This window comes from Pseudomonas sp. GW821-FHT07G06 (genome assembly GCF_058986625.1).
Genome location: NZ_JBYSVW010000019.1, coordinates 128165 through 146120, shown reverse-complemented (window position 1 = coordinate 146120; position 17956 = coordinate 128165). Strand labels below are relative to the sequence as shown.

Annotated in this window: 14 protein-coding genes; 3 read left to right on the top strand and 11 right to left on the bottom strand. The window is 63.0% G+C overall.

Features of this window, described 5'->3' with window-relative positions:
- Positions 1-40 precede the first annotated feature (40 nt).
- A complete protein-coding gene (locus AC3WJW_RS26010; protein WP_493727969.1) occupies positions 41-1351 on the bottom strand; it encodes an MFS transporter in 1311 nt (436 codons plus the stop codon).
- Positions 1352-1521: 170 nt separating this feature from the next.
- Between AC3WJW_RS26010 and AC3WJW_RS26005 the strand changes: the two genes are divergently transcribed.
- The 3 genes from AC3WJW_RS26005 to AC3WJW_RS25995 all read left to right on the top strand — a co-directional run bounded on the left by AC3WJW_RS26005 (position 1522) and on the right by AC3WJW_RS25995 (position 5400).
- Positions 1522-2646, top strand: coding sequence for a sugar diacid recognition domain-containing protein (locus tag AC3WJW_RS26005; RefSeq protein ID WP_493727968.1), 1125 nt, complete (start codon positions 1522-1524; stop codon positions 2644-2646).
- Positions 2647-2842: 196 nt separating this feature from the next.
- Positions 2843-3985 carry a glycerate kinase gene (locus AC3WJW_RS26000; protein WP_493727967.1) on the top strand — a complete coding sequence of 381 codons (1143 nt, stop codon included), beginning with the start codon at positions 2843-2845 and terminating at the stop codon, positions 3983-3985.
- Positions 3986-4212: 227 nt separating this feature from the next.
- Entirely contained in the window at positions 4213-5400 is a 1188-nt protein-coding gene (locus AC3WJW_RS25995; protein ID WP_493727966.1) for a pyridoxal phosphate-dependent aminotransferase, read from the top strand.
- Positions 5401-5545: 145 nt separating this feature from the next.
- Here the strand turns inward: AC3WJW_RS25995 and AC3WJW_RS25990 are convergent, their stop codons facing one another.
- The 10 genes from AC3WJW_RS25990 to AC3WJW_RS25945 all read right to left on the bottom strand — a co-directional run bounded on the left by AC3WJW_RS25990 (position 5546) and on the right by AC3WJW_RS25945 (position 17694).
- Positions 5546-6523 (bottom strand): 2-hydroxyacid dehydrogenase, encoded by a 978-nt coding sequence (locus AC3WJW_RS25990; RefSeq protein ID WP_493727965.1) that lies wholly within the window; start codon positions 6521-6523, stop codon positions 5546-5548.
- A 21-nt stretch (positions 6524-6544) separates the two neighbouring features.
- The gene (locus AC3WJW_RS25985) at positions 6545-7843 is read right to left on the bottom strand and encodes an MFS transporter (protein WP_493727964.1); all 1299 of its coding nucleotides are present in this window, start codon (positions 7841-7843) and stop codon (positions 6545-6547) included.
- A 103-nt stretch (positions 7844-7946) separates the two neighbouring features.
- Positions 7947-8933, bottom strand: a complete 987-nt coding sequence (locus tag AC3WJW_RS25980) for a sugar kinase (RefSeq protein WP_493727963.1) — start codon at positions 8931-8933, stop codon at positions 7947-7949.
- Complete coding sequence (locus AC3WJW_RS25975) at positions 8926-9708, bottom strand: sugar phosphate isomerase/epimerase family protein (protein WP_493727962.1); 783 nt, start codon at positions 9706-9708, stop codon at positions 8926-8928. Before AC3WJW_RS25975 ends, AC3WJW_RS25980 begins: the two co-directional genes overlap by 8 nt.
- A 152-nt stretch (positions 9709-9860) precedes the next feature.
- Positions 9861-10886 (bottom strand): LacI family DNA-binding transcriptional regulator, encoded by a 1026-nt coding sequence (locus AC3WJW_RS25970; protein ID WP_493727961.1) that lies wholly within the window; start codon positions 10884-10886, stop codon positions 9861-9863.
- Between the two features lie 139 nt (positions 10887-11025).
- The gene (locus AC3WJW_RS25965) at positions 11026-11631 is read right to left on the bottom strand and encodes a LysE family translocator (protein ID WP_493727960.1); all 606 of its coding nucleotides are present in this window, start codon (positions 11629-11631) and stop codon (positions 11026-11028) included.
- 53 nt (positions 11632-11684) lie between these two features.
- Entirely contained in the window at positions 11685-12524 is an 840-nt protein-coding gene (locus tag AC3WJW_RS25960) for an AraC family ligand binding domain-containing protein (RefSeq protein WP_493727959.1), read from the bottom strand.
- Positions 12525-12600: 76 nt separating this feature from the next.
- On the bottom strand, positions 12601-13242 hold the full coding sequence (locus AC3WJW_RS25955) for a DUF1345 domain-containing protein (protein ID WP_493727958.1): 642 nt from the start codon (positions 13240-13242) through the stop codon (positions 12601-12603).
- Between the two features lie 180 nt (positions 13243-13422).
- The gene (locus AC3WJW_RS25950) at positions 13423-16521 is read right to left on the bottom strand and encodes a multidrug efflux RND transporter permease subunit (RefSeq protein WP_493727957.1); all 3099 of its coding nucleotides are present in this window, start codon (positions 16519-16521) and stop codon (positions 13423-13425) included.
- A 15-nt stretch (positions 16522-16536) separates the two neighbouring features.
- Positions 16537-17694, bottom strand: coding sequence for an efflux RND transporter periplasmic adaptor subunit (locus AC3WJW_RS25945; RefSeq protein WP_493727956.1), 1158 nt, complete (start codon positions 17692-17694; stop codon positions 16537-16539).
- Positions 17695-17956 lie beyond the last annotated feature (262 nt).

The following is a 17956-nucleotide window of genomic DNA, read 5'->3' as shown; positions in this document are numbered from 1 at the left end:
GCCTTCGCGAGCAGGCTCGCTCCCACAAGGGTGGTGGTGCTTAGGCGCGCAACGTACGAGTCATGCGCAACGCCAGCAGACTGCCGCAGACAATCACACCCGCCAGCAGGTACAGCGCCGCATCGGTCGAACCGGTGCTGTCCTTGACCCAACCCACCAGGTACGGGCTGAGGAAACCGGCCATCTGGCCCATGGAGTTGATCAGTGCCAGGCCACCCGCAGCGGCGCCGGCACTGAGCAGGGCGGTCGGCACCGGCCAGAACATCGGCAGGCCGGTGAGGGCGCCCATGGTGGCGATGGTCAGGCCGAGAATCGCGATGGCCGGGTTGGCGGCGAAGTTCACCGCGATCAGCAGCCCCAGCGCGCCCATCAGCATCGGCACCACCAGATGCCAGCGACGCTCCTTGCGCAGGTCCGCCGAGCGGCCCACGACCAGCATGAACACCGCAGCCAGCAGGTACGGAATCGCACTGAGCCAGCCGATCACCAGGTTATCGCTGAAGCCCAGGTTCTTGATGATCGACGGAAGCCAGAAGTTGATCGCGTACACGCCGCTCTGGATGCAGAAGTAGATCAGGCCGAAGGCCCAGATCGCCGGGTTCTTGAACACCGCCAGCAGCGAATCAGTCGTGGTTTTCGGTTTGTTGGCCAGGTCTTCGGCGTGGTCGGCTTCCAGCACCGAACGCTCGAACGGGGTCAGCCATTTCGCATTGGCGTAGCTGTCACTGAGCAGGAAGTAAGCCAGTGCGCCAAGGATCACCGTCGGAACACCTTGCAGCAGGAACATCCACTGCCAGCCGGCGAGACCGCCCTGGCCGGCGGCGAAGTGGTTGAGAATCCAGCCGGAGAAGGGGCTGCCGAGCAGGCCGGAGACCGGGATCGCCGACATGAACAACGCCATGATGCGGCCGCGGCGGAAGGTCGGGAACCACTGCGAGAGATACAGCACCACGCCCGGGAAGAACCCGGCTTCGGCGGCGCCGGTGAACAGGCGCAGGGTATAGAACTCGGTGGGCGTGGTGACGAACAGCAGGCAGGTCGACAGCGTGCCCCAGGTCATCATCATCAGCGCGATCCAGCGCCGTGGACCGAATTTGCTCAAGGCCAGGTTGCTGGGCACACCGCACAGCACGTAACCGATAAAGAAGATGCCGGCGCCCAAGCCGTACACGGTTTCGCTGAACTTCAGCGCGTCGAGCATCTGCAGTTTGGCAAATCCAACGTTGACCCGGTCGAGGTAGTTGAACAGGTAGCAGATGAAAATGAAGGGGATCAAACGCAGGGTGATGCGTTTGTAGACGGCGTTTTTGTCGTCAGCGATGGCCTCGGACGCTACGGCGCTCTGTGTCATGGCGGCTCTCTCTTTATTATGATTTTTTGCGATGCAAAGGGTAACGTTGATCGCCCAGAGAGTCTCGACCACCCTCAGGGTGGCTGTCTTTGTGCCTGAGCACAGGGTTTGCAACCAAGGCCTGTGCGGGTGAACAACCCGTTCCATCACCGTCTTCAAGGATCACTTGCATGTTCGAACTCGATCACGACCTGGCCCAGGACATCGTCGACCGGGCGATGGCCATTCTGCCGTACAACGTCAACGTCATGGACAGCCAGGGCCTGATCCTGGGCAGCGGCGAACCGGAGCGGGTCAACACCCGGCATGAAGGCGCGCAACTGGTCCTGGCCAACGGCCGCGTGGTGGAGATCGATGCGCAGACGGCGATTCATCTCAAGGGCGTGCAGCCGGGCATCAACCTGCCGCTGTTGCTCGATCAGCGCCTGATCGGCGTATTGGGTATCACCGGCGAACCCGAGCAACTGCGCACCTATGCCGAACTGGTGCGCATGACCGCCGAGATGCTGGTAGGCCAGCGCAACCAGCAGGCCGAACAGCAATGGCGGCGCCAGCGCTGCGATGATCTGCTGGCGCTGCTGCTCAGCGAAGCCGGGGACTCTCCGCGACTGATCGATGAAGCGCAGCAGTTGGGCCTCAAGCCACAAATGACCCGGGTGCCGTACCTGTTCGAACTGGGCCTGGAGCACGCGGCAGGGCAAACCGTCGAGGCACTGAGTGCCTGGTTGACCACCCGCCACCCGGACAGTTGGTGCGTCAGCTCGGCCAAAACCTCGTTGCTCTGGTGCCGGCCGGCCAGTCAGTCGGTCGAGAACGAGCGCTTGCTGGACAAGCTGGACGGCCTCGGCTGGAACATCCTGCGCATTGCTGTCGGTGGGCAAGCCGATGGGCTGGCGGGGTTGCGTCGCTGCTATCGCCGGGTCGGTGACTTGCTGGCCTACGGGCGCGAAGTGTTGCCGCGCTCCCGGCTGTTGACGCTGAACCGCTATCGGCTGCCGGTGATGCTCTGGCGCCACCGCAACGACGACGCCCTCGACGAATTGCTCAACCCGCTGCGCAAGGTCATTGCCAAGGACAGCAATGGTCAATTGCTGGCGACCCTGCGCAGTTGGTGTGAACACGACGGCCAGAGCCAGGCCTGCGCCGATGCGCTGGGTATCCATCGCAACAGCCTGCGTTATCGCATGGAGCGGATTGCCGAGCTCAGCGGCGTCGACCCGCTGCGACTGGACGGCATGCTGGCGCTGTATCTCGGCGTCCAACTCCTCCCGCAAACCGAAACGAATCCCCTGTAGGAGCTGCCGCAGGCTGCGATCTTTTGATCTTGCTTTTTAAAATCAAAAGATCGCAGCCTGCGGCAGCTCCTACAGGGGCGGTGTGAATACCGGTTTGTGGAAATGAACAATAATCCTCTTTGCCGCTTGTGCAGCGGACCGGCGTTATTGTTCATGGCGGCTGGCAGCATGTGGGCATTGGAACTGGAGAATTCCCATGAAAATCGTGATCGCCCCTGACTCGTTCAAGGACAGCCTCAGCGCTCAAGGCGTAGCCGACGCCATTGCCTTGGGATTGGCGCAGGTCTGGCCTGATGCCCAACTGACCAAATGCCCGATGGCCGACGGCGGGGAAGGGACTGTCGAGTCGATTCTTGCCGCGTGCGAAGGCGAACTGCGTCGCACCCTGGTTCGCGGGCCGCTGGGGGCCATGGTGGATGCCGCCTGGGGCTGGTTGCCGCAGAGCCATACCGCAATCATTGAAATGGCCGAGGCCAGCGGTTTGCAGTTGGTCCCGGTGGCGCAGCGCGACGCGTGCATCAGCAGCACCTTCGGCACCGGGCAATTGATCCGCGCCGCACTGGATGCCGGTGCACAACGGGTGATCCTGGCGATTGGCGGCAGCGCGACCAACGACGGCGGCGCCGGTGCCGTGCAGGCCTTGGGCGTGAAGCTGCTCGACGCTCAGGGGCAGACGCTGTCACCGGGCGGACTCGCTCTTGCGCAATTGGCCCGCGTGGACCTGAGCGACATCGATCCGCGTCTGGCGCAGGTGCGCTTCGACATCGCCGCCGACGTCAATAACCCGCTGTGCGGCCCCCACGGCGCCTCGGCGATTTTCGGCCCGCAAAAAGGCGCCTCGCCGGTGCAAGTCGAACAACTGGACCGGGCGCTGGGGCATTTTGCCGACCATTGCGCGGCCGCTTTGAGCAACGACGTTCGTGACGAACCGGGGAGTGGCGCGGCGGGTGGCCTGGGGTTCGCGGCCAAGGCGTTCCTGGGCGCGCAGTTCAAGGCCGGGGTCGAGGTGGTCGGCGAACTGGTGGGTTTGGCCGAGGCGGTTGCAGGCGCCGATCTGGTGATCACCGGCGAAGGGCGTTTCGATGCGCAAACCCTGCGCGGCAAGACGCCATTCGGTGTGGCGCGTGTCGCCGGGCAGCACGGCGTGCCGGTCATCGTCATCGCCGGTACGCTGGGCGAGGGGTATCAGGCGCTTTATGAGCACGGCATCGATGCTGCGTTTGCCCTGGCAAGCGGGCCGATGACCCTGGAACAGGCCTGCGCCGAAGCGCCGCGCTTGCTGCGTGAGCGGGCAACCGACATCGCGCGTGTCTGGCGGCTGGCCGTCCGCAAGCATTGAACGATTCCTGTCAATCAATGACATCTTTGTGGCGAGGGAGCTTGCTCCCGTTCGGTTGCGCAGCAACCGCCGATCAAGAGGGCCGCTGCGCGGCCCAGCGGGAGCAAGCTCCCTCGCCACAAAAGCTCCGATGGCAATTTCGAGGGTGGATTTGAACGCCATGCTGGCGCGTTGCGTGATTTGAGATAGGGTTGAGGCTTGGAGTACCCGCGCGACAGGAGAACGACATGCGCTACTCAGCCTTGACCCAACGAATCGCCGGTGACGGAGCGGCGGCCTGGCAGATTCACGATCGAGCGCTGCATTTGCGCGAACAGGGCGTCGACGTCCTGCTGTTGTCCATTGGCGACCCGGACTTCGATACGCCGCAACCCATTGTCCAGGCCGCCATCGCCAGCCTGTTGGCCGGTGATACGCACTATCCTGAAGTGCGCGGCAGTCGTGGGCTGCGCGACAGCATTGCCCGCCGGCATCGGCAACGCAGCGGCCAGGTGGTGGATGGCGAACACGTGATCGTCTTTCCGGGGGCGCAGTGCGCGGTGTATTCGGTGGCGCAGTGCCTGCTCGACCCGGGCGATGAAGTGATTGTCGCCGAGCCGATGTACGTGACCTATGAAGGCGTGATCGGCGCGTGTGCGGCCACCGTGGTCCCGGTGCCCGTGCGTCCGCAGAACGGGTTTCGCGTCGATCCGCTGGATGTCGCGGCGCGGATCACGCCCAGGACACGCGCCATACTGCTCAACAGTCCGAACAATCCATCCGGCGCCAGTTTGCCACTGGCCATCTGGCAGGAGCTGGCGGCGCTGTGCATTCGTCACGATTTGTGGCTGATCAGCGATGAGGTCTACAGCGACTTGCTGTACGAGGGTGAGCACATCAGCCCGGCGAGCCTGCCGGGCATGGCCGAGCGCACCGCCACGATCAACAGCCTGTCCAAGTCCCACGCCATGAGCGGCTGGCGGGTGGGCTGGGTGATCGGGCCCAAACCCATGGCGGGTCACCTGGTCAATTTGTCGTTGAGCATGCTGTTCGGCATTCCGGATTTCGTGCAGAACGCTGCGCAGTTGGCGCTGGACCGGGACCTGCCGGAAGTGGCGATGATGCGCGAGGAGTATCGCCAACGCCGCGACCTGGTGTGTGCAAGTCTGGGGCAATGCCCGGGGCTCAAGCCGATACGCCCGGACGGCGGAATGTTCGTGATGGTCGATGTGCGCCAGACCGGGTTGTCGGCCCAGCGCTTCGCCGAGCGACTGCTGGAGGGTTATGGCGTGTCGGTGCTGGCCGGTGAAGCATTCGGGCCGAGTGCGGCGGGGCATATCCGCATCGGTCTGGTGGTGGATCAGATGAAGCTGGCTGATGCCTGCCGGCGCATTGCTTTGTGTGCGACGGATTTGCTGGAGGTGCGGCGGGCCTGAAGGATTTGTGTTGCCTGTGCTGGCCTCTTCGCGAGCAAGCTCGCTCCCACATTTGATCTCGGTTGTACACAAAACTTGTGATCGCTGAAGATCTAATGTGGGAGCGGGCTTGCTCGCGAAGGCTGCCTGACAGGCGCCGAATACCTCAGCCCTGCCACGCCCCAACATTCACCAGATTGGCCGGCCGCTCACCGGCCAGCGCCGCCAACAGGTTGTCCACCGCGCACCTGGCCATGGCCTCCCGTGTTTCATGGGTGGCCGAGCCGATGTGGGGTGTCGCCACAACATTGTTCAACTGCAGCAATGGCGAGTCCTGGTTCAAGGGTTCGCGGTCGAATACATCCAGCCCCGCCGCGCGAATCCGGCCCGTGCGCAAGGCGTCGATCAGCGCCGCTTCGTCCACCACTTTGCCCCGTGAAATATTGATGAAGATGGTCTCGGGACGCATCAGGGCGAACTGCTCCGCGCCGATCAGCCCTTGGGTTTCAGCGGTCAGCGGTAACGTCAGGCAAACGAAATCGGCCTGTTGCAACAGTTCCGGCAGGCTTCGATAGTGCGCATTGAAGCGCTGTTCCACGGCCGGTTTCGGTGACTGGCTGTGGTAGATCACCGGCATGCCAAACCCGAAATGCCCGCGCTGCGCGAGGGCCTCGCCAATACGGCCCATGCCGATGATGCCCAGGGTCTTGCCGTGCACGTCGCTGCCGAAATGCGCAGGGCCGATGTTGCGGTGCCATTGGCCGGTGCGAACCAGATTCGCCAGTTCCACCACCCGCCGGGCAGTCGCCAGGATCAGCGCAAAACCCGTGTCGGCAGTGGTTTCGGTGAGCACATCCGGCGTGTTGCTCAGCAGGATTCGCCGTTCGGTGAGGTAGTCGATGTCGTAGTTGTCGACGCCCACAGAGACGCTGGCAATGGCTTGAAGGTCGGGCGCCAGGTCGAGCAGTTCGGCATCCAGCTTCAGGCTGGCCCCGAGCAAACCGTGTGCGCGGGGCAGGGCATTGCGCAGTTTGGCCAGGCCCTCGGCATCAAGGTTTTCGATCAGCGTCACTTCAGCCTGCTCGTGCAAGCGAGCCATCAATAGCGGCGAGAGTTTCTTGTACAGGACGACCTGCTTTTTCATCTTCGGGATCTCAACTTCAATTCAGGAATGTGCCGTGGCGGCGCGCGTTACCGTGGCCGAGGGCCGCTCCCGGTCGCTGGCGCCGGGCTTGAGGAAAATCGTCAGTACCACCGAGAACATCAACGCGCCGCTCATCAACAGGTACGACGCACCCGGGGAGCCGGTGGAGCTGTTCAGGTAACCGACCAGATAGGACCCGCCAAACGAGCCGAGGGCGCCCATGCTGTTGATCAGCGCCATGGCGCCGCCCGCGACGTTGGCCGGGAGGATCTCCGGGATGATCGCGAAGAAGGGGCCGTACGGCGCGTACATGCAGGCGCCGGCAATCACCAGCAGGGTGTAGGACCACCAGAAGTGTTCGGCGCCCAAGGCGTAGGAGCCGTAGAAGGCGATCGAGGCAATCAGCAGTGGCGGCCAGACGAAACGTTTGCGTTTTTGCAGCTTGTCCGAACCCCAGGACACCAGCAGCATGCCGATCACCGCCGCCAGGTACGGCAGCGCCGACAGCCAGCCGGCCTGGACCATGTCCATCTGCGCGCCGGCCTTGAGGATCGACGGCAGCCACAGCACGAAGCCGTACACGCCAATGCTCCAGCAGAAGAACTGCAGGGCCAGGATGATCACTTTGGGAGAACGGAAGGCTTCGGCGTAGTTCTTCACGGCCTTGATGCCGACCTGTTCGGCGGCCAGTGCGCTTTCCAGATCCAGCTTTTCCTGATCGTTGAGCCACTTGGCCTGAGACGGACGATCATCGGCCAGGCGCCACCAGATGAATGCCCACAACACTGCGGGCAAACCTTCGATGATGAACATCCAGCGCCAGCTGTAGTGCTGCACCAGATAGCCCGAGACCACCGACATCCAAAGCATGGTCACCGGGTTGCCGAGGATCAGGAAGGTGTTGGCCCGCGAGCGTTCGGCGCGGGTGAACCAGTGGCACAGGTAGATCAGCATCGCCGGCATCACGGCCGCTTCGACCACGCCGAGCATGAAGCGAATGACGATCAGCCAGTAGGCATTGGAGACAATCCCGGTCAGGGTCGCCAGGCTGCCCCAGAGAATCAGGCTGACGAAAATCAGCTTCTTCACGCTGTGTTTCTGCGCGTAGATCGCGCCGGGTACCTGGAAGAAAAAGTAGCCGAGGAAGAACAGCGCGCCGAGCATCGACGACAGGCCTGGCGTGATCATCAGGTCCGCCGCCATGCCGGACGCGGCGGCGAACCCATAGTTGGCGCGATCCAGATACGCCAGGCTGTAGGTGATGAACACGATGGGCATGATGTACCACCAGCGGCGGGTGGCGAGCGTTGCGGTTTTCATGAGTGGTGCTCCTGAGCTTGTTGTTTTTGTCGCAGCAGGTAACGGTTGGATCTTCAGTGCCTGTACTGGCCTCATCGCGAGCAAGCTCGCTCCCACATTGGATCTACGTTCGACATAAATCCCCTGTGGGAGCGAGCTTGCTCGCGATGGCGGCCTCGAATTCGCTGAGCATTTCGGATCGGGTAGGCAACCCCTCCATATCCCCCCGGCTCTGTACCGCACGGCTGCCAATCCAGTTGGCGCGTTTCACGGCCTCGGCAAAGCTGTGGTTTTCCAGCAGCGCGCTGATCATGCCGACGGCAAAACCATCACCGGCGCCCACCGTATCGACCACCGTCGCCACCGGCACGCCAGCGACGAAACCTTGATCAAGATGGGTGCGGTAGTAAGCGCCGTGGGGCCCAAGCTTGATCGCCACGGCTTCGACGCCCTGGTCGAGGTAGAAGGCGGCAATGTCGGCCGGGTCTTCGAAACCGCTCAGCAAGCGACCTTCGCTCAACCCCGGCAGCACCCAATGGGCGAGGGAGGCGAGGCGGTTGATCTCGGTGATCATTTGTCGTTCGCTGGCCCACAGGCTCGGGCGCAGGTTCGGGTCGAAGGACACGCTGCGCCCGGCCTCGCGCATGCGCGTCATCAACTCGAACGACATCTGCCGCGCCGACTCCGACAGCGCCGGGGGAATGCCGGTGGCGTGCAGGTGTCGGGCCTTGAGCAACTCGGGCACGATCGAGAGCGGCGACAGGTGACTGGCCGCCGAACCACGGCGGAAGTACTCGACCAGCGGATCGCTGCCATCGTCGGTGCGGGACTTGAGTTGAAAACCGGTCGGGTGGGCGGTGTCGATGTCGACGTGGCGGCAATCCAGGCCTTGTTTTTCCAGAGTGTCGACCACGAACCGGCCCAACGAGTCGGCACCGACCCGGCTCAGCCATGCCACGTTGAAGCCAAGCCGGGACAAACCGATCGCCACATTGCTGTCAGCCCCGGCGATGTGTTTGTGGAAAGCGCCAACGCTGGCCAGATCACCCGCCTGCTCGGCGACGAACATCGCCATGGTCTCGCCGAAGGACAGAATATCGATCTCAGACATGAGCACTCTCCCGATGCGACTGGCCGAGGCGGGCGAGGGCCGCCACGTGTTCGCGGGTCAGTTGCACCAGGTCATCGCCTTGCAGCGGATATTCCGCGGCCCGCATCACACCTTGGGCCATGTGCCGCAGCAACTGTTCCCACTGTTGCAAGTCGCTGGCGGTTGGCGGGATGGCGACCAGCTTGTCGTCGGCGCGACGCGTAACCGCTTTGCAGTGCACATAGCCGACGTGGCGTCCGAGAAGGCGCGCGGCGCTGGCGGCGGACTGGTCCTGCCAGTGCCAGTTGCCGATGTCGAAGGTCATTTTGATCGGCAAGTGGTGTTGCTCGACCTCAGTGAAAAAACGCTGGAAGGGTTCGATACGGCCACCGTGCAGGGTCTGGTCGTTTTCCACCAGCAACTGCACGGGGCTGGCATCCAGCAGCCGGGCCAGGGCGTGCAGGTCGCTGTTGTCGGTGAAATAGCCCAGCGACACTTTCAGCCATTTGGCACCGAACGCCTCGGCGCGTTGCAGAGCGGTGATCAGTTCTGGATTGGGCCTGGATTGTCCGGCCAACCAGAGTTCCATTGGCGACGAATACACGCTTTCCAGGCCTCCTGCCTGAGTGGCATTGGCCAGTTGAGTGGGGTCCTCAACGGTCAGCAACTCCTCGCGCCACTCGATGCGCGTGGCGCCGGCGGCGGCCAGTACTTCGATAAAACTGCCTTGGCCGCGCTGGCGCACCAGGTCGGCGCCGTAGCTGGAAAGGCTGATGGAAACGGCGGGTTTGTGCATTGTTTTTATACCTCTGAAACCGGTTTCATTTTTGTTCAAAAAAAATGGCGGTACTGCTTGGGGCCCCTTCGCGAGCAGGCTCGCTCCCACAATGGGCCTGTATTCGCAAATCGACTGTGGGAGCGAGCCTGCTCGCGAAGAGGTCGGAACATTCACCGAGAATTTCCAAGAGTCGACCCCCTGACAATCAACCGCGCCGAAAAATCCAGCGTCCGCACCGCCCCGTCATCCCCCCGCAGACGCTTGAGCAAACACTCGAACGCACTGGCGCCAATCTCGGTAGTCGGCTGGGCCAGCGCGGTTATCCCGCTACCCACCAACGGATACCAATCCAGGTCATCCAGAGCAATCAGGCCCACATCCTCGAACAGATTGCACTCGAGTTCACGCAACGCATGGGTGCAGGCCAGCGCCGCAATCCCGTTCGCGCAAAACAGCGCTTTCGGGCCGGGGCCAGGCGTGTCGAGGAAGGATTTCAGCTGTGCAGTCAGTTCGCCGCCGGTTTCGATGAGGCTGCCATGGAGGGCCGGGCGCAGGGCAATTTGTGCCTTGAAACTGGCGACCCGTTCGATCCGTGAACTGGTGCCATCGAAGGGTTCGGTCACCATCAACACATCGCGGTAACCGCGTTCTTCAAGGTGGACGATGGCCATCTCGACGGCGGCCGGGTTATTTAGCCCGACCATGTCGCTTTCCAGGTCCTCCACCTTGCGGTCCACCAGCACCAGAGGCATTTCCCGGTGCAGTTCGTGCAATTCGTCACGGTGATGACCGAGGGTGTTCACGATCAGGCCTTCGATGTTGTACGAGCGCAGCAGGGCCAGGTGCTGGCGTTCTTGCTCGTCGTCGCGGTCGGTGTTGCACACCACCAGGCTATAGCCGTGCTGACGGCAAGCAGTTTCCACCCCGTGCATCACGGCAATTGAATACGGGTTGCGGATATCGGCCACCAGCATGCCGATCAGGCGGGTGCGCCCGCGCTTGAGGCCGCGGGCCATCTGGTTCGGACGATAGCCCAGTTCCGCAATCGCCTGCTCGATGCGCTGGGCAATGGCATCGGAGAGCAGGGCGCGGTCTTCGCCGATGAACCGCGAAACGCTGGCCTTGGAGACCTTGGCGTGTTCGGCCACGTCGAGCATGGTCACGCGGCTGCGTTGGGCGGCGGAGAAATCGTTCACGGTCTGAAACCTTCTTATTGGAGTTATAAGGCCAAGCGCTTCGTGAGACAGCACTGAAACCGGTTTCAGAAGACACCAAAAGCCAATTCGCCGTCAAGCCCGGATTGTCGATTGTCGAACAAACACCGACGGCTGGTGTTCAGGCCAGCACGCTCAGCCACGCTGAACCCAGCAGTACCAGCCCCATGCAGCGATTGAAACGCTGCATGGCCCGGGGCGATCGCAACCAGCGACTCGAGCCGGCACCGAGCAGCGCCCAGACACCCAGGCAGGGCAAGGAAACCAGGAAAAACACCCCTGAAAGATTGATCACATGGACGAGCCGATCTTCGCCCGCTCCAGCGAAGACACTGACCACCGCCAGCGCCATCATCCAGGTTTTCGGGTTGATCCATTGCAGGCTGGCGGCGCCCATCCATCCCAGTCGATCCTCGGTTTTCATGCTGATGGCTTCGGCCGGGGCGCGGAAAATCTGCCAGGCCAGATAACTCAGCCACGCCACTCCGACCCATTGCATGAGGCTTTGCAAAGCGGGCCAGGCCGTCAGTGAAGAGCCAACGCCCGTGCCCACCAGCAACACCAGCGTCGCGGCACTGGCGCAGGCGCCGAAGATGATCGGCAGGGCGGCGCCCAAGCCGTATCGGGCACTGTTGCTGAGCACCAGAATGTTGGTCGGGCCGGGTGTGATCGACGCCACGAAGGCAAAGAGCAGGAAGGGCAGTAACGTCGGGAAAGAAGAGAGCATTGCGGGCGAACTCCGGTAAAGATCAGTGAAACCGATCTTCACAATCCCCGGCGTTACTTGTCTGGAAGATTTGAGCAGCGCTTGCGATACAGCGCCGGTGTCAGGCCGTAGGCGCGCACGAACCAGCGGCCCAGATGGCTCTGGTCGGCAAAGCCCAGCGCCATCGCCACCGCCGCCGGTTGTTCGCCACGGGCCAGCATTCGCCGGGCGGTTGCCAGGCGCAATTGCACCAGATACGCGTGGGGCGCCATGCCGTAAGCGGCCTTGAACGCACGGGTCAGACGGAAGCGGTCGACGCCTGTGACGGCCGCCAGTTGATCGAGGCCGATGTCGTATTGCGCGTTGGCATGCAGGTAGTCCCGGGCCTTCTGCGCCACGCGCGGCAGACGCGGGTCCTGGCCATCGTGGGCGCGCCAATGCAAGTGGCTGGTCAGGCGCTCGAGCAACGCGTCGAGGGCGGTCTGGCGGACGATCTTCAGCTCACCGCGATGCAGGGTTTCAAACGCCAGGCTGGTGGCCTGGGCCAGGCGCGCATCGCAGGCCAAGGTGGCGGCGAAACTCAGTTGGCTGTTGTCGGGGGCATGATCGAACACAGCGCCGAGTTCGCGCTGCAACCACTGCGGATCGAGGTACAGCATGCGGTAGGTAAAACCGTCGGCGGTCGGTGCGTCACCGTCATGGATGTCACCGGGCTCTAGCAAAAACACCTTGCCCGGCGTGCTCTGGTGCCTGGCCCGTCGGCAATTGAATTGCTGCACCCCTTGCTCGGTCACGCCCACCAGATAGCTGTCATGCCAGTGCGGGTCGTAGGCGTGACCTTCGAAATGCGCGCGCAGGGTCTCGATGCCGGTGTCGGCGTCCTGAGCCAGGTCGATCCAGTTGTGAGCGTTCATGTTGCACCTGCGGGGCGGACTGCCGAGCCATTAAACGCCTGCTGGCAGGGCGATGACTAGAACGTTTGTGCAGGCATCAGTTGAACAGGCCCGCCGCAATATTGATCGAGAACCCAAGGATGGCGGTGTTGAACAGAAAACCGATCAACGACTGCGCCAGCACGATCTTGCGCAAATCGCGGGTCGCCACGCCGACATCCGAGGTCTGCACCGCCACGCCGACGGTGAACGAGAAGTACAGGAAGTCCCAGTAATTGGGCGTCGTCAGGCCTTCAGCAAAGCGCAGCGCCGGCTCTTTGCCTTCCCAGGTGTAAAACAGGCGCGCGTAGTGCACGCTGAAAATCACCCCGATCAGCAGCCAGGAACCGATCACCGTCAGCGCGGTGAAGCCGTAGTGCAGGAGTCTGCGCGTGGTTTCCAGGTCTTTGCTGCCGGCCAGTTCGAAGGTGATGGTCGCCAGGCTGGCCAAAGCCGCGATGCACACCACCAACAGCACCAGCCCGGCGTTTTCGTCTTCGATTTCGGCGATGCGTTTTACGTCGGTCGCTTTTGAACGCACGGTGAGCCAGAGCATCAGCAGCAGGTAGATCCAGACGCCGGAATTCCAGCCGATGAGTATTTTGCTGATGACCGAATCGGCCGGAATCAAGATGCCCGCCGCGATACCGAGCATCGTGGCGGCGGACAGGCGAGGGTGGCTGTGAGTGAGGTAGGACATGAAGGCTCGATGGGTTGGGGCTTTGCAACCACCTTAGCTCAGGTGAGCACAATCTTGAAAACACTCCGCTCCCCTGTGGGAGCGAGCTTGCTCGCGAAGAGGCCATCACATCCAACATCTCTGTTGAATGACACTCCGCCTTCGCGAGCAGGCTCGCTCCCACAGTTGATGAGTATTGGGTCAGATATTCTTGTGGCGTTTGCGCACCAGCTTCATCACCACCACAAAAAATACCGGCACGAACACCACGGCCAGCGTCGCCGTGATCATCCCGCCGATCACCCCGGTGCCGATGGCCTGCTGGCTCGCCGAACTGGCGCCTGTGGCAATCGCCAGGGGCACCACGCCGAGGATGAACGCCAGCGAAGTCATGACAATCGGCCGCAACCGCAGGCGTGCCGCTGTCAGGGTGGCGTCGATCAGGTCGTGGCCTTCGTCGTACAGACTCTTGGCGAACTCGATGATCAGGATCGCGTTCTTCGCCGACAGGCCGATGATGGTGATCAACCCGACCTTGAAGAACACGTCGTTGGGCATGCCGCGCAAGGTCACGGCCAGCACCGCGCCGAGCACGCCCAGCGGCACCACCAGCAGTACCGAGGTCGGGATCGACCAGCTCTCGTACAACGCCGCCAGGCACAGGAACACGATCAACAGCGACAGCCCGAGCAGGATCGGCGCCTGGCTGCCGGACAGGCGTTCCTGCAACGACAACCCGGTCCATTCCTGGCCCAGGCCCGCCGGGCCTTGCGCCACCAACCGCTCGATCTCGGCCATGGCCTCGCCGGTGCTGTGGCCCGGTGTCGGTTCACCGGAAATGCTGATCGCCGGGTAGCCGTTGTAGCGGGTCAACTGCGCCGGGCCCTGGGTCCATTTGGCCTGTACGAAGGCCGACAAGGGCACCATTTTTCCGTGGGTGTTGCGCACGTGAATCTTCAGCAGGTCTTCCACCTGGCTGCGCTGGTCGCCCTCGGCCTGCACCACGACGCGCTGCATCCGCCCCTGGTTGGGGAAGTCGTTGATGTACGCCGAGCCCACGGCCGTGGACAGCACGTTGCCGACGTCGGCAAAGGACACCCCCAGCGCGTTGGCCTGCTTGCGGTCGACCACCAGTTGCACCTGCGGCGCCTCGGCCAGGGCGCTTTCGCGCACGTTCATCAGGATCGGGCTTTTTTCGGCGGCCGCGAGCAAGTCAGTGCGCGCTTGCATCAGCTTCTCATGGCCGAGACCACCGCGGTCCTGCAGGCGGAACTCGAATCCGCTGGACGTACCCAGGCCATCCACGGGCGGCGGCAGCACGGCAAAGGTCACTGCGTCCTTGATCTGGCTGAGGGCGACGTTGGCCCGGTCGGCAATCGAGCTGGCCGAATCGTCGCTGCCGCGCTCGGACCAGTCTTCGAGCGTGCTGAACGCCAGCGCCGCATTCTGCCCGCTGCCGGAGAAGCTGAATCCGAGAATCACCACGCTGTCGCGAATGCCCGGCTCGCCGGCGTTGTGCGCTTCCACCTGCTCGGCCACCTGCACCGTGCGGTTCTTGCTCGCGCCCGGTGGCAACTGGATGTCGGTGATGGTGTAACCCTGGTCTTCCACCGGCAGGAACGAGGAGGGCAGGCGACTGAAGGCCAGGCCCAGACCGATCAGCAGCACGCCGTAGATCAGCAGGTAGCGCCCGGTGCGTTTCAACGCGTAGGCGACCCAGCCTTGATAGCGCTCGGTCAGTTGCTCGAAGCGGCGGTTGAACCAGCCAAAGAATCCGCTCCTTTCGTGGTGCTCGCCTTTGGCAATCGGCTTGAGCAGCGTCGCGCACAGGGCCGGGGTCAAGGTCAGGGCGAGGAAGGCCGAGAACAGGATCGAGGTGGCCATCGACAACGAGAACTGCTGGTAAATCACCCCGACCGAGCCCTGCATGAACGCCATCGGAATGAACACTGCAACCAGCACCAGTGTGATACCGATGATGGCCCCGGTGATCTGTTGCATGGCCTTGCGCGTGGCTTCCTTGGGCGACAGGCCCTCGGTGGCCATGATGCGCTCGACGTTCTCCACCACCACGATGGCGTCGTCCACCAGAATGCCGATGGCCAGCACCATGCCGAACATGGTCAGCACGTTGATCGAAAACCCCAGCGCCAGCATCGTCGCAAAGGTGCCCATCAACGCCACCGGCACCACCAGTGTCGGAATCAGCGTGTAGCGGATGTTCTGCAGGAACAGGAACATCACCGCAAACACCAGCAGCATGGCTTCGCCCAGGGTGTACACCACCTTGGTGATCGAGACCTTGACGAAGGGGGAGGTGTCGTACGGGATCGAGTACTCGACGTTTGCCGGGAAGTAGCGCTTGAGTTCATCCATCTTCGCCCGCACCAGGGTCGCGGTGTTCAGGGCATTGGCGCCAGGCGACAACTGCACGGCGACGGCGGTTGACGGCTTGCCGTTCAGGCGCGTGGAAAACTGGTATTCCTGGCTACCGATCTCGACCCGCGCCACATCGCTGACGCGCACGGTCGAACCGTCCGGGTTGGCCTTGAGGACGATGTCGGCAAACTCTTCGGGGGTCGACAACTGACCCTTGACCAGGATGGTCGCGGTGATTTCCTGGGTGGTGCGGGTCGGCAGATCGCCGATGCTGCCGGCCGACACCTGGGCGTTTTGCGCGACGATGGCGGCGTTGACGTCCGCTGGCGTCAGGTTGAAGGCGAGCAGTTTCTGCGGGTCGATCCAGATCCGCATCGCCCGCTCGGCGCCGTACAGCTGCGCCTTGCCGACGCCATCCAGGCGCTTGATCTCGTTCATCACGTTGCGCGCCAGGTAATCGCTGAGCGCCACGTCGTCGAGCTTGCCGTCGCTGGACGTCAGGGTGATCAACAGCAGGAAACCGGAGGAGACTTTTTCCACCTGCAAACCTTGCTGGATCACCGCTTGCGGCAGGCGTGACTCCACGGCCTTGAGGCGGTTCTGCACATCCACCTGGGCCAGTTCCGGGTTGGTGCCCGGTTGGAAAGTGGCCTTGATGGTCGCGCTGCCGAGGCTGCTCTGGGATTCGAAATACAACAGATGATCGGCGCCGTTGAGTTCTTCCTCGATCAGGCTGACCACGCTTTCGTCCACGGTTTGCGCCGAAGCGCCCGGGTACACGGCATAGATTTCGATCTGCGGCGGCGCGACGTCGGGGTACTGCGCCACCGGCAACTGCGGAATGGCCAGGGCACCGGCCAGCAGGATGAACAACGCGACCACCCAGGCGAACACCGGGCGGTCGATAAAGAACTGCGGCATAAAAAAGCGTCCTGCTTACTGACCAGTCACCTGGGCAAGTGGAAGAGGGGAGTCGTCGATCTGCACTTTCTCGCCGGGGCGGGCGTGCTGCAGGCCCTCGATGACGATGCGGTCGCCCGCTTTCAGGCCGCCGGTGACGATCCAGCGATCGTTCTGCACGGCGCCCAGTTCGACCGGTTGCTGGCCGACGCGCTGTTCGGCGTCGAGCAGCAGGACCTGGGCGATGCCGGCGCTGTCGCGCTGGATGGCCCGTTGCGGCACGCTGATGCCCTGGCGGTTGACCGCTTGTTCCAGGCGCACGCGCACGAAACTGCCGGGCAGCAGGTCGAGGTCGGGGTTGGGGAACTCGCTGCGCAGGATGATCTGGCCGGTGCCCGGGTCGACGGTGATGTCGCTGAACAGCATTTTTCCCGGCAGCGGGTAGAGGCTGCCGTCATCCTGAATCAGCGTGGCCTTGGCCTGGTCCTGGCCGACTTGTTGCAACTGGCCGGAACGGAAGGCGCGGCGCAGTTCGTTGAGCTCACGGGTGGACTGGGTCAGGTCGGCATGAATCGGATTGAGTTGCTGGATCAGCGCCAGCGGCGTGGTTTCGTTCTGCCCGACCAGCGCGCCTTCGGTGACCAGCGCACGCCCGATGCGCCCGGAAATCGGCGCGGTGACGGTGGCGTAGCCGAGGTTGAGTTTCGCCCGCTCCACCGCAGCCTTGCTGGCCGCAACGTCGGCGGCGGTCTGCCGTGCGTTGGCCCGGGCGTTGTCGTAGTCCTGACCGCTGATGGCCTTGTCGTCGATCAACTGGGCATAGCGCTGTTCCTGCAACCGGGCCTGGAACGCGTTGGCCTCGGCCTTGCGCAGCGCTGCTTCGGCGCTGTCCAGGTCGGCCTTGAGCGGCGCCGGGTCGATGCGGAACAGGACATCGCCCTGTTTCACGTCACTGCCTTCACGGAAGGTCCGCTGCAGGACCACGCCGGCCACGCGGGCACGCACCTCGGCCATGCGCGGTGCGGCAATCCGTCCGCTCAGTTCGCTGCTGATGGTCAGCGGTTGCGCTTCGATGGTTTCGATGCGAACCGTGGCCAGCGGCGCCTGTTCCTCGGCGTTCGAGGCCTTCTCGCACGCGCCCAGTGTCAACGCCAGAGCAATCAGACTGAGCCTGGCAAGCAGATTCTTCGACATGTAATACCCCAATAATGACTCCCGGCATCCTACTGGGCGCAGGCGAGGGTAGCGGTGAAGCTTTGTTGGTGCTGTGTGAAATTGTGTAAGGGTTTTACTCAGAGACGAGTGAGGGCGTATATCCTTCAGTCCTTGAATTTTATTGCGTCTGACAGGCCGCCTTCGCGAGCAGGCTCGCTCCCACAGTTGAAATGCGGTCCCCTGTGGGAGCGAGCCTGCTCGCGAAGAGGCCAATGCAGACGCCACGGCTCTTTCTGGAAAC

Excerpts from the sequence above, each read along its gene's own strand:
- AC3WJW_RS25990 (WP_493727965.1), bottom strand. The coding sequence starts at position 6,523 with ATGAAAAAGCAGGTCGTCCTGTACAAGAAACTCTCGCCGCTATTGATG.
- AC3WJW_RS26000 (WP_493727967.1), top strand. The coding sequence starts at position 2,843 with ATGAAAATCGTGATCGCCCCTGACTCGTTCAAGGACAGCCTCAGCGCT.
- AC3WJW_RS25945 (WP_493727956.1), bottom strand. The coding sequence starts at position 17,694 with ATGTCGAAGAATCTGCTTGCCAGGCTCAGTCTGATTGCTCTGGCGTTG.
- AC3WJW_RS25975 (WP_493727962.1), bottom strand. The coding sequence starts at position 9,708 with ATGCACAAACCCGCCGTTTCCATCAGCCTTTCCAGCTACGGCGCCGAC.
- AC3WJW_RS25955 (WP_493727958.1), bottom strand. The coding sequence starts at position 13,242 with ATGTCCTACCTCACTCACAGCCACCCTCGCCTGTCCGCCGCCACGATG.
- AC3WJW_RS25965 (WP_493727960.1), bottom strand. The coding sequence starts at position 11,631 with ATGCTCTCTTCTTTCCCGACGTTACTGCCCTTCCTGCTCTTTGCCTTC.
- AC3WJW_RS26010 (WP_493727969.1), bottom strand. The coding sequence starts at position 1,351 with ATGACACAGAGCGCCGTAGCGTCCGAGGCCATCGCTGACGACAAAAAC.
- AC3WJW_RS25995 (WP_493727966.1), top strand. The coding sequence starts at position 4,213 with ATGCGCTACTCAGCCTTGACCCAACGAATCGCCGGTGACGGAGCGGCG.
- AC3WJW_RS25950 (WP_493727957.1), bottom strand. The coding sequence starts at position 16,521 with ATGCCGCAGTTCTTTATCGACCGCCCGGTGTTCGCCTGGGTGGTCGCG.
- AC3WJW_RS26005 (WP_493727968.1), top strand. The coding sequence starts at position 1,522 with ATGTTCGAACTCGATCACGACCTGGCCCAGGACATCGTCGACCGGGCG.
- AC3WJW_RS25980 (WP_493727963.1), bottom strand. The coding sequence starts at position 8,933 with ATGTCTGAGATCGATATTCTGTCCTTCGGCGAGACCATGGCGATGTTC.
- AC3WJW_RS25985 (WP_493727964.1), bottom strand. The coding sequence starts at position 7,843 with ATGAAAACCGCAACGCTCGCCACCCGCCGCTGGTGGTACATCATGCCC.
- AC3WJW_RS25960 (WP_493727959.1), bottom strand. The coding sequence starts at position 12,524 with ATGAACGCTCACAACTGGATCGACCTGGCTCAGGACGCCGACACCGGC.